This window comes from Flintibacter faecis (genome assembly GCF_014287875.1).
Lineage (GTDB): Bacteria > Bacillota > Clostridia > Oscillospirales > Oscillospiraceae > Lawsonibacter > Lawsonibacter faecis_A.
On sequence record NZ_JACOPN010000012.1, the window covers coordinates 26,374 to 38,123 of the forward strand.

Genomic DNA, 11,750 nt, shown 5'->3' on the forward strand with positions numbered 1-11,750 from the left:
GGCAAGAGTCACCGTTGACGCGGTGGCTCCTGTTCTGGTGGTGCGATCAAAAATGCGTCCCGGTGCGCTGGTGAAGGCGTCCAATAGTTTTCCAGCACCCGATATTGCTTGGCATACTGTTTAGGCGAGATGTTTTCATACTTGATGAAGGTTCGAATGAAATGTGCACTGCTGTTGAAACCAGACCGCTCTCCGGCAAAAGCAACAGAACTTCCATTACGGAGCAGCGATTTAGCCTGTGCTAGCCTGCGGTGAATGATGTATTCACTGAGGGTAAAACCCATGATTTCTTTAAAACGATGGCTAAGGTAATATTTGCTGACAAATATCTGCTGTGCTAAAAGTTCCAACGGTAGTTCCTCGCTGATATGCTCCTGAATATATGCAATCACAGGCTGTAACTTAGAGACTTCTTCGTTATCGGGGGGAGAGGGACGTGACGGAACACTGTACAGGTAATTGATATAAACTAAAATCTCAGCCAGCAAAGTTTTGATAAAGACTTCTTTGCCATAGGAAGTACAGTCCACACTCAGATAGTATTCCATCTTGTTAATGAGTTTCAGCAGATGGTCCAATTGGTCACCGAGGAGTTGTACTCGGTGATTGAACTGCTCATGGTTGCGAAAACACGCCAGAATATCAAACCCGTCGGAAGAAAACGCCGCAACTTCTTCTGCATAAAAACGAATAGAATAAAACTGATATAGTGTTTTTGCATGAGGGGAACTTCGGTGCAAATCATCTGGGCTCAGCACATAAAGACTGCCCCTCGTAATCGGATACATCTTATTGCGCACAAAAAAGCATTCGCCCTCAGACATAGTGAGCAGGATTTCCAAGGTGTCATGGAAGTGAAACTTATTCTCCTGCCAGCCTTCCTTACTAAAAAAGCGAACCTGCACCCCATCCACCCCCATCATATGATTCGAATGCTTTCCGTTCTGCGAATATACACAGTATACTCGATTCTTAAAAAAACACAAGACACCCAAACAACTCGATACCACAATAAATGTATTTTTTACTGCAATATAAATCAATTTTTGAGCTCGGAGGATGAGAGCCTTATTTTTCAATCAAGAGAACAAAATGCCTCGTTCAGTAAATGGCCCTCGCAGGGACTTATAGTATGTCCTTCAAGTCGGCCGCTTTTTAAATCAGGTACTATACTCCTAATTAGAGCCGGGAAGAAACAACCTTTATAGTCAGACGAAAATACACGAAAGAAAAGTAAACAACACGAAAAGTAAAAGTGAGCAAATCTTGAAAACTTTTGTTATTGCTTATGCGCTACAATGAGACTTGGAAATTGGATCTCAAAACTGCAACAGATGAGGAGGGGGGCAAACCACTGCCCATAATTCAATGTCATATGAAACAGTCAAAAACGAAAGCAACAGGAATTGAACGGCTTGCCAGACAAATCACTATCATGAATCAAACGGCGTTGTCTGGACATGCACTGCATGCCGCACGGCTATGCTTATTGGACACTCTAGGAGTAGGTATCTACGGTAGTTCCCAGCCTGAAACAGAGCAGTTACTTCAGTCATTGAGACGGTTTGGAACTGGTAAAGTTTCTGTTTGGGGACGCAGAGAAACGTTAGATGCAGAAAGCGCTGCTTTAATCTGTGGTAGCCTTTGCCATTTACGTGAGTTGGATGATGTACATTACGCGATCCTACATACAGGTTGTGTCTGTGTTCCGGCAGCTATAGCAACTGCGGAATTGGAGCATTCTTCCTTGGGACAATTATTGCGTGCGATAGTAAATGGTGTTGAGGTCATGTCCCGTATCTCACTTGGTATGGATTATATGGACCATCGGGAACGTGGTTGGCATGGCACCGCTACCTGCGGTGCCTTTGGTGCAGCTGCTGCAGCCGGATATCTCTTAGGCTTGACGGAAGATCAACTGGCAGATGCTCTGGGAACCGCAGGTAGCCGCACTGGCGGTACATGGGCTTTCTCTGTAGATGGTGCCATGTCCAAACGCTTGCACCCCGGGCTGGCAGCCCGCGACGGCTTGTTGGCCGCCTATTTAGCTCAGGCGGGAGTCCCGGGTCCCCACTATGTATTGGAGGCAGAAGATGGCGGCTTCTATAGGCTGTTTTCCCGGGAGTGGGACATAGAACGAGTTCTTCGAAATTCAGAGCGTCTGGAGATTGAGCAGGTAGAGTATAAGTGGTTTGCATCCTGTAAGTCGGTCCATTCCCCAATTACCGCAGCTTTGCAGATTTATCGGGAAAACCCCCAGAGGACACCAGAAGAGGTTAGCTCCATCCTGGTAGAAGTTAACCGTTCGGCGTTGGCCATGGCAGGACACTCTTATGAACCAGATTCCGTAGTCTCTGCTCAAATCAGCATTCCTTATGGCGTTGCTCTTGGCCTACTTGGTCGTCCTGGTCAAGGAGCTGACTACGCTTTAGACCGTCTGGGTGACCCGATGGTGCGGACACTCGCTGACCGTGTAAAAGTAGTAGAGAGCCAGGAATTTAATCTCCTGCGTCAGACTGAACACCTCAGTGGCACACGAGTCACGGTGGAATGGAATGATGGAACCCGCAGCGTTGCTGTTGTCAAGTTTGCCAAAGGCTCCATAGGCGATCCACTGACAGAAGAAGATGTGATTCAAAAATACTGTGGGCTGACAGAAGGTGTTCTTGGTCGAGAGCGGTCTCAAAAATTGATGGAATTAATCCTACACGGAGATACAAGCATCCCGGTAGCTCAGTTGGTTAAGCTGATGGTACAACCTCTTTAACACAGATACTTATAAAAACGAATGGAGTGAACAGTATGAGCGCAGCAGAAAAGAAAGGCGGCTTTTTTGAGCAGACCCAGGGAAAGATTAATCCTGTAGTGGTCAAGTATTACTATGGTCCACGCATGGCGAAGTCAGATGGGTCCTTTTCTTATTTAGTGACCGTTATGGAAGCCCATGTGGTTATGCTGGGTGAACAAGGCATTATTCCCAAAGAGGCTGCGTCTAAGATTCTTCGAGTCATGGAAGGCTGGCAGGACCTCGAACCCGAACTGGACCCTACTCTAGAAGATTTGTATATCAACATGGAGCATTTGATGAGCAAGGAAGCGGGAGAGGACATCTGCAGTTATATGCCCGTTGCCCGCAGCCGCAACGACGTAGAGGGTGCCATGTGGCGCATGGAGTTGCGGGACAAGCTCATGATTCTTGCCAAAGCACTGCTGGATATGGTGGCAGTACTTCATAAGCGAGCAGCAGATACTGTGGACTGGATTTTCCCAGGCTACACCTATCACCAACAATCTATGCCCATTACTATGGGCTTCCACCTGGCTGGCATCGCGGCGCCACTGTTGCGTGATGTAGAACGAATCCTAAACTGTGTGGACCGTATTAATCATAACCCCCTTGGCGCAGCTGCAATGTCTGGCACTGAGTATCCCATTGATCGCGAGCGCACCGGGGCTCTGCTGGGTTTTGATGGCGTGTGGGAGCACACCGCAGACGCAGTATCCAGTGCTGACTTCATGCTGGAGGCCGCTAATATTGCTGTCATGAGTTTAAACACCCTGGCGCGATTGGCGGAAGATATCATCTTCTGGTGCACAAACGAGGCTGGCTTCGCAGATCTTTCCGATGATCTAATTGACTCCAGCAGCATCATGCCCCAAAAGCGCAACCCTGTCATTTGTGCCACTGTTCGCTGTCAGGCGCGTCTGATTGCTGGCCGCTATGCAGGCATCTGTGATGCCTGCACAGTACAGTTCCAGGCCAGCCGGGATATGACAGCTGCGTGGGAGGACGTTTTGGATTGCCTGAAAACTGCGGAGGGTATGTGCCGGATTAGTGAGGAGTACACAAGAACATTGCGGTTTAATCGGGAACGGATGGAAAACATCCTGAAACGAAACTTTGCCAATGCCACTGAGTTGACAGACAGTTTGGTACTCCAGGGTGGGCTTTCATTCCGCCAAGCCCACAAAGTGGTAGGCGGCGCTGTGAGTGAGCTGTTTGAACAGGGTGCTGGTCAGGATGCGCTTACTTGGGAGTTACTTGACAAGTGGTGTCGTGAAATCAACGGCATAGGGCTTCCCATTACCCCCAATCAGGTGGAGCAGGCAAAAGATTTCCGCATATCGGTGGAACGTCGAAACTGTCAAGGAGCCACTTCACCAATCCGGGTAGCACAGATGCTGGAGCAGCAGGCACAGGCTGCGAAGGAACTGGCTAACAGTATGGAAGAACGGTGTAAACGCTGGAAATCAGCAGATAACATGCTTCACGCCCGGGCTCGTGAATTGGCTGGGCTCGCTTAAACAGTCTCTTTCTATTCAAAGGAAGAAAGGAAACAAAACCATGCCCAAAAAAGTTCAAGTTACCTTGACCGGGAACGAGAGCAAACGTTTGATTGCAAAGGCAGCCGTACTTCACCCTGAGGTTCGCGGTCGACTGGACAATGGTCATAAACTTTTACTGGCTGGAGGCACTACTGTGTCTGCTCTGGCAGAGGAATTGGGCTTTGGGCCTATGCGGATATCTGGACGAATCGATGCGGAGGGAACACGTTCTGCCCAGACCATCACACAAACACCACACAATCTCCTAATTCAAAATGGCCAGGCGGTCAATGCTGACAAAAACATACAGGCTATTGTAGAAGGGTTGAGTAGTGACGATTTAATTGTTACAGGTGCTAACGCTATTGATCCATCCGGGCGGGCTGCGCTGGCCTTTGCGGCTTTGGGCGGCGGCAGCCGTGGTTACGCACTCCACAGCGCTTATATGCAAGGAATTCCCATGTTGGTTCTGAGCGGCCTCAACAAGCTGATCCCCGATCTAGGGGTCGCCATGGCTTACAGCGGACGCTCCGGTGTGAAGTATTCCATGGGGGCCGCCATTGGTCTTTACAACATTTTCGGACCTGTGGTAACGGAGATTAAATCTTTTGAACTTTTATTTAATGTACAAGCAGTAGTAATTGCAGGCAGTGGAATTGGGAGTGGTGAAGGTAGCCGCACCTTCATCCTCATTGGCGAAGATGAAAACATCCGTCAGGCTTGGAATGCAGTACTCGCTTTGAAAGGCTGTACACTATCCGGGGAAGCCGACAGTCTGGCGGTCTGCTATGGCGGTTGTGACAACTGTATCCGCCATGTCGGCTGTATTTACAAAGGAAATGACAAAAATACCGTGGATTGACATTAACTTGAGCATCAATCTTGTCAGATGTTTTTTAAAACTAAGGAGGAATACAATTGGATTACGCAAAAGAATCCCTCCGTCTGCACGGCGAATGGAAGGGCAAAATCGAGGTGGTGGCCACCGTCCCCGTTGCCACCAAGGACGACCTGTCCCTGGCCTACACCCCCGGCGTGGCCCAGCCCTGCCTTGAGATCCAGAAGGACGTCAACAAGAGCTATGAGCTGACCCGCCGGCACAACCTGTGCGCCGTCATCACCGACGGCTCCGCCGTTCTGGGTCTGGGCGACATCGGCCCCGAGGCCGGTATGCCCGTCATGGAGGGCAAGTGCGTGCTGTTCAAGGCCTTCGGCGGCGTGGACGCCTTCCCTCTGTGCGTCAAGACCAAGGACGTGGACGAGTTCGTCAACGCCGTGTACCTGATATCCGGCTCCTTCGGCGGCATCAACCTGGAGGACATCGCCGCTCCCCGGTGCTTTGAGATCGAGCAGAAGCTGAAGGAGAAGTGCGACATCCCCATCTTCCACGATGACCAGCACGGCACCGCTATCATCACCCTGGCCGGCCTGACTAACGCCCTCAAAGTGGTGGGCAAGAAGAAGGAGGACGTGAAGGTGGTCACCTCCGGTGCCGGCGCCGCCGCCATCTCCATCGTCAAGCTGCTGCTGTCCGCCGGGTTCAAGAATGTGACCATGTGCGACCGGAAGGGCGCCATCTATGAGGGCCGGGAGGGCCTGAACTGGATCAAGGAGGAGATGGCCCAGGTCACCAACCTGGAGAAGAAGGCCGGCACCCTGGCCGACATGCTGGTGGGCGCCGACGTGTTCATCGGCGTGTCCGCTCCCGGCACCGTCACCACCGAGATGGTCAAGACCATGAACAAGGACGCCATCGTCTTCGCCTGCGCCAACCCCACCCCCGAGATATTCCCCGATGACGCCAAGGCGGGCGGCGCCCGGGTCATCTCCACCGGCCGTAGCGACTATCCCAACCAGATCAACAACGTCCTGGCCTTCCCCGGCGTGTTCCGCGGCACCTTTGATGTCCGCGCCAGCGACATCAACGAGGAGATGAAATTGGCTGCCGCCGAGGCTCTGGCCAATCTCATCACCGATGAGGAACTCAACGAGGAGTACATTATCCCTAAGGCTTTTGACCACCGTGTAGGTTCCGCTGTGGCAAAAGCCGTTGCGCAAGCGGCAATCAGAAGCGGTGTCGCACAACTTCCTTAAATTGACGAATTCCAATTGTAGCATTCCAAGAAATCATGTTGCATTCCAAAAAGAGAGAGGGAGGAACTATGAAGTAGAAGCCTCCGCTACAATAATGCAAAAGGCTATACTGGGGTGATTTGCATAGCGAGAGCTTTTAGAAAGCAGGCCACTGAAAAACAAAGGAGGAGAAATAATGATTATTATCGCAATTTTTATCATTTATATGATAGCGATGATGCTGATCGGCAAAATGGGTGAAAAGTACAGCGGGACCCTTGCTGATTCCCTTACCGCCGGCAAACAGGGAACTCTGATCATGGTCGCTGGTTCCTTTTTAGGATCACACATTGGTACTGGCATCGTGGTTGGCGGTGCTACCAACGGTGCAAAGTACGGTGTGGGAGCCGGCTGGTATGGTGTCGGTGCAGCACTGTCCTTCGCTTTGTTCGCCTTCGTCACGGCTCGTTGGGTACGCAAACACGGCTATGTAACGATTTCTACCTATTTTAGGGATCGGTATACAAAATTCGGTCACCTCATCACTCTGATTGTTGCGATTGCTGGTATTTTCGGTGCCACCGCAAATATCGCAGCCCAAGTCATTGCTGGTAAGCAGTTGTTTGTCTACGCCGGTATCGATCCTTTCATTGGCAGTACAATTGCTGTTGTGGTCATCGGTATTTACTGCACCGCGGCCGGTTTGTGGGGGGTCATGATGACCGATGTCTGGCAAGTACTCATTATCGTATTTGGTATGGGTATTACCATATGATTACTTCCTATTAGGAACACTGTAAATACAAGGCTTTTCGGAGCCTGCAAACCAGAAAAAATAATGTTTGATCTATCACATTACGCAAAAAGCCGTCCGGCATGAGAAACGGGCGGCTTTTTTGCGTGGATAGACGGAAAGGAGGCACAAAAATAACTACAAAATTTTAGCGCTCTAATTTGTGCAACTTTAACGAAAAGGAGGATCGTAAATGGCCGATGAAAAACTGAATACTGGCCCTGCGGAGAATATTTCCCCGGAGGCCGCCGAGCCTATCGCCACACCCGAACAGGCCGCAGCATCTGAACCCCAGCAGGAACAGACCGGGCCTGCCATACCTGAGCCCGGCGATGTGGTTGTGTCCTTTGACAAAATCAATGAGCTTATGGCAGAAAAGAGACAGAACGCCCGCGCCGAAGTCGAAAAGGCGGAAACCCCCGAAGCGCCGGAGGCGGCAGCCCCCGGAGAAACACCGCAGCCCGCCAATACGGAGGAACCGAAAAAGCCGCGCCGTGGCCGTCCGCCGAAAGCAGAAAAGGCCGCGACTGAAAATCAAAAATCGGAGAAATCGGCTGGGGCCCGCAAGGGCCGCCCACCCAAGGCGGATAAGACGGCCCCTGACAAGCCCAAGCCGTCCAAACGAGACAAAGTGTCCCGAAGTGACGGAAAGGCCCCGGATGCCAAGGAGCCCATTAAGCCCGCACAGGATACGGCACTGAAGGAAACTGCTGCTGTGGAACAGACGGCTCCCGAGCCGACTACACCGCCCCGCCCGGTTGAGGAAGGCAAGCTGGTTTATCTGAAACTTTCCGAGGTTCATCCGTTTCACACATTCCGTCCGCACCCCTTTAAGGTACGGGACGATGCAAAGATGCAGGAAATCGTTGCTTCTATCCGCGTAAACGGTATAATGGTTCCCGGTCTTGCCCGCCCGGAGAAAGATGGAAACGGCTATGAAATTGTAGCGGGCCATCGCCGTACCCACGGCAGTGAACTGGCGGGGCTGGAGGAAATGCCCTTTATCGTCCGTGAAATGACCGACCACGAAGCGGTACAGGCCATGAAGGACAGCAACAAGCAGCGTGACGGGATGCTCCCCAGCGAATTGGCCGCTCTGCTGGAACTCGAGGTTGAGGACATCAAGCATCAGGGCGGGCGGCTGAAAGGTGTTGCGGAAGGCGATGTCGGGAAACGCTCGGTTGAGATTGTAGGCGAGGCGCATGAAATGAACTATAAAAAGGTCATGCGCTACTTGCGGCTCAACTCCCTTGTGCCGGAGCTTCTGGATAAGGTAGACGATAAAAAGATGGGCTTCATGCCTGCCGTGGAGCTGTCCTACATCAAACCGAAAAATCAGAGGCTTATCGCTGTTTCCATTGACGGGGAGCAGGCTTCGCCCTCGCTGGCCCAGGCTAAACGGCTCCGGGAGCTGGATAAGGAAGGCAAGCTCAACGGCGATGTCATTGACGGTATCTTATCAGAACAGAAAAAGGAGGATCGAGGCGTGATTATTTCTACTGCGGAACTGGAAAAGTATTTTGGCAAGGAGGTCACTCCCGCCAAAATGAAAGAACAGATTATGTCCCTGCTGGGTGACTGGAAAGAAAAACAGCCGCCGGAGCTGGCAAAAGCCCCGAAAAAGCAGGAACTTGACAAGTAACAACTTCGAGACACTTTGTCCCGAGGGCCCCGCCCTCGCGCAGAGGCTCTGGTGGTATATATCCCCCGTCGCCGACTGTTTTTTAGTACAGCCGGGAGTGGGCCGTCAAGGGTGCAGCGCACCGCCGTTTTCGGCGGCTCGCCCTTGACGGTCTGCCCCGGCTGTGCTATTTCCCCGGCAAGCGGCGGGGGTATATCCTCCAGAGCCGCCCCCTTTCCCAAGACTGGGAAAGGGCGTGGGGTTTGGGTTGAACTTTCTTATTAAAATATCGGAGGTATGAACGATGAAACGACCCCTTGCTTATATCACCGCTGCATGGCTCGGCGGCGATAGCGAAAACGCAGAACTGGCGGCGCAGTATTGCCGCACCGTGTATGAGGCAGGCTTTTCTCCTATTTGCCCGCCCCTGTACTTGCCCCTGTTTCTCAATGATGCTGTTCCCGAGGAGCATAAAAGCGGCATCGACATGAGCCGTGACCTGCTCCGCCGTTCTCATGTGCTGGTTGTTTGCGGGCACAGTATGACCGAAGCCATGAAAAATGATATTGCCGTGGCCCAGCGGCTGGGAATTACGGCAACAACCCTTGAGGGCATCCTGACCGTCAAGGGACAGGGCCGCCGCTAATGGCAACCCTGTTTGAAGCCTACGTTACCAACGCCGGAAAGTACAGCGAGGGCCAGCTTGTGGGTGAAACACTGAAATTTCCCACAACCGCCCAGGAGGTGGAGGCTCTCTTGAAACGGATCGGCGTGGATGGCGTCCGCTATCAGGAAATTTTTATTACCTCTTTCGATGGGGATGTGCTGGGGCTCTATGACCATTTGAGCGAGTATGAAAATCTGGACGAGCTTAATCATCTGGCCTGCCTGCTTTCCGAGCTTACCTCATCGGAGCTGGAAACACTGGAGGCCGTCCTCGACAGCGGCGATCACTGTTCTTCGGTGCGGGACATCATCAATCTGACACAAAATCTGGACTGTTACGGCTTTTACCCCGGCGTATCCGATGAGGAAACGCTGGGGCGTATTTATGTGGACGATCTGGAAATGTTGGATGTGCCGGATCAGGTAAAACCGTATTTCGATTATGAGGCGTATGGCCGGGATGCCTGCATCCACGAAAACGGCCATTTTGCCCCGGGCGGCTATGTTGTCAAAGAAAGCAATCATTTCGTGGAAGTGTATCACGGCTTGCAGGATATTCCCAAGGAGCATAAGGTATTCTCTTTCCCGAAGCTCTCTATCCGGGAGCAAATGGCCGCTTATCAGGAAATCATAGACGGTTCTTCTTTGGAGGGCTACCGTCAAATGCAGAAAAAAGACCGTGGGGATCGGTGATGGCACTTCGAGACAAATTGTCCCAAGGAAGGAGGCGGTGTAACTGATTGATGAAGATATTTCCCGGCGCACGATAGCCATATCCGTAAAAACAACCAAGCTGACGGCGCGGGGACTGGCGTATGTGCTGGGCATGGTGGGCCGGAAGATCCGCAAGGCATACCGTGGGCGGCAAGTACCGCATGGAAAACAAAGTGTGCGAAAGCTCATGGCCCACGGTACAGCCACAAACAGCATTGAGCTATCCGGGGATGCCAAGTCCTTTGACCGCGTGGCCCGGAAATGGAATGTAGACTATGCGTTCTATAAAACCGGGCCGGACAAATACCTGCTGTTTTTCAAGGCTGGACAGGCAGACGCAATGACCGCCTGCTTTTCTGAGTATTCCCGGAAGGTGTTAAGCAAAGCAAAATCGAACCGTGTTCCCATCCGGGAACAACTGCAACAGGCGGCAGATCAGCTTTCCAAAGAAAAGCCGAAACAGAAAGAACGTGCAAAGGAGGTGGCCTATGAGGACAGATAAGATCAGAAAATATCTCATTCCGAACATTCCCTATCTATTCATCCTGTGGGCGTGCCTCAAGCTGGGAACGGCCTACCGGCTGGCGGCGGGGAACGATTTTGCACATAAGCTCATCGGGCTGGGCCAGACGATTGGCCCGGCCTTTGCTGACTTTGCACCCGGTCTTGTCCCGCTGGATTGGCTTGTTGGCATTGTAGGCGCAGTTGTTTTCCGGCTGCTGATCTATTTCAAAAGCAAGAACGCTAAGAAGTTTCGGCGGGATGCAGAATACGGCAGCGCCCGGTGGGGAACGGAAAAAGACATCAAACCGTTTGTTGATCCAAGGTTTGAAAACAACGTGATTTTGACCGGGACGGAGTTTCTCACGATGAACACCCGCCCGAAAATCCCCGCAAATGCCCGAAACCTGAATTGCTGCATTATCGGCTCGTCCGGCTCCGGCAAAACCCGCTTCTGGCTCACGCCCCAGCTTTTACAGGCTCATTCCTCTTATGTGGTGGTCGATCCCAAAGGCGGTGTGCTGGGACAGGTCGGAGCTTTCCTGCAAAAACGCGGGTACAAAATCAAGGTATTCAACAGCATAGATTTTTCAAAATCCATGCACTATAACCCGCTGGCGTATATCCGCAACGAGGCCGATATTCTGAAATTCGTGGATGCCCTGATTTCCAACACAAAGGGCGAAGGCAAGGAAGGCGATCCATTCTGGACGAAATCGGAAACGCTTTTATACTGCGCCCTGATTGCCTACATCATTTTCGAGGGGCCTGCCGAGGATCGGAACATGAATACCCTTGTGGATATGATTTCCGGCATGGAGGTCAAGGAGGATGACGAGGACTTTATGAACGCGGTGGACTATATGTTTGCCGGGCTTGAAAAGCGCAAGCCGGATTGCTTCGCGGTCAAACAGTATAAAAAGTACAAATTGGCCAGCGGTGTTGTATGCTCTAAAAGACTTCTTAATCAAGCGGTTGGGAAGTCTCTTAGAACACACAACCTAAAACCGAAGAAAGGAGCGCAAGTTATGAGAAAAAACGAGAAAATCACTGCTC

Annotated in this window: 11 protein-coding genes; 10 read left to right on the top strand and 1 reads right to left on the bottom strand. The window is 51.6% G+C overall.

Translation table 11 applies throughout. From position 1 onward, the window contains the following. Positions 1 to 8 precede the first annotated feature (8 nt). The gene (locus H8S55_RS13070; protein WP_186879292.1) at positions 9 to 923 is read right to left on the bottom strand and encodes an AraC family transcriptional regulator; all 915 of its coding nucleotides are present in this window, start codon (positions 921 to 923) and stop codon (positions 9 to 11) included. A 389-nt stretch (positions 924 to 1,312) separates the two neighbouring features. On the opposite strand from H8S55_RS13070, the gene H8S55_RS13075 reads away from it, so the two are divergent. The 10 genes from H8S55_RS13075 to H8S55_RS13120 all read left to right on the top strand — a co-directional run. Then, the gene (locus H8S55_RS13075) at positions 1,313 to 2,767 is read left to right on the top strand and encodes an MmgE/PrpD family protein (protein WP_207721866.1); all 1,455 of its coding nucleotides are present in this window, start codon (positions 1,313 to 1,315) and stop codon (positions 2,765 to 2,767) included. A 35-nt stretch (positions 2,768 to 2,802) separates the two neighbouring features. Further along, positions 2,803 to 4,305 carry an argininosuccinate lyase gene (gene argH, locus H8S55_RS13080; RefSeq protein ID WP_186879294.1) on the top strand — a complete coding sequence of 501 codons (1,503 nt, stop codon included), beginning with the start codon at positions 2,803 to 2,805 and terminating at the stop codon, positions 4,303 to 4,305. Positions 4,306 to 4,345: 40 nt separating this feature from the next. Further along, positions 4,346 to 5,188 carry a hypothetical protein gene (locus tag H8S55_RS13085; RefSeq protein ID WP_186879295.1) on the top strand — a complete coding sequence of 281 codons (843 nt, stop codon included), beginning with the start codon at positions 4,346 to 4,348 and terminating at the stop codon, positions 5,186 to 5,188. A gap of 56 nt (positions 5,189 to 5,244) precedes the next feature. Further along, a complete protein-coding gene (locus tag H8S55_RS13090) occupies positions 5,245 to 6,420 on the top strand; it encodes an NAD(P)-dependent malic enzyme (RefSeq protein WP_186879296.1) in 1,176 nt (391 codons plus the stop codon). Between the two features lie 175 nt (positions 6,421 to 6,595). Continuing rightward, on the top strand, positions 6,596 to 7,174 hold the full coding sequence (locus H8S55_RS13095; protein WP_186879297.1) for a sodium:solute symporter family transporter: 579 nt from the start codon (positions 6,596 to 6,598) through the stop codon (positions 7,172 to 7,174). 211 nt (positions 7,175 to 7,385) lie between these two features. Next, the gene (locus tag H8S55_RS13100) at positions 7,386 to 8,834 is read left to right on the top strand and encodes a ParB/RepB/Spo0J family partition protein (RefSeq protein WP_186879298.1); all 1,449 of its coding nucleotides are present in this window, start codon (positions 7,386 to 7,388) and stop codon (positions 8,832 to 8,834) included. A gap of 283 nt (positions 8,835 to 9,117) precedes the next feature. Then, a complete protein-coding gene (locus tag H8S55_RS13105; RefSeq protein ID WP_003020223.1) occupies positions 9,118 to 9,459 on the top strand; it encodes a DUF7768 domain-containing protein in 342 nt (113 codons plus the stop codon). Further along, positions 9,459 to 10,172 (top strand): antirestriction protein ArdA, encoded by a 714-nt coding sequence (locus H8S55_RS13110; RefSeq protein WP_117918876.1) that lies wholly within the window; start codon positions 9,459 to 9,461, stop codon positions 10,170 to 10,172. Before H8S55_RS13105 ends, H8S55_RS13110 begins: the two co-directional genes overlap by 1 nt. A gap of 115 nt (positions 10,173 to 10,287) precedes the next feature. Beyond that, complete coding sequence (locus H8S55_RS13115; protein WP_330418361.1) at positions 10,288 to 10,695, top strand: PcfB family protein; 408 nt, start codon at positions 10,288 to 10,290, stop codon at positions 10,693 to 10,695. After that, positions 10,682 to 11,750 (top strand): type IV secretory system conjugative DNA transfer family protein (locus tag H8S55_RS13120; protein WP_243200615.1); only part of this gene is annotated, 1,069 nt, incomplete at its 3' end. The genes H8S55_RS13115 and H8S55_RS13120, both read left to right, overlap by 14 nt.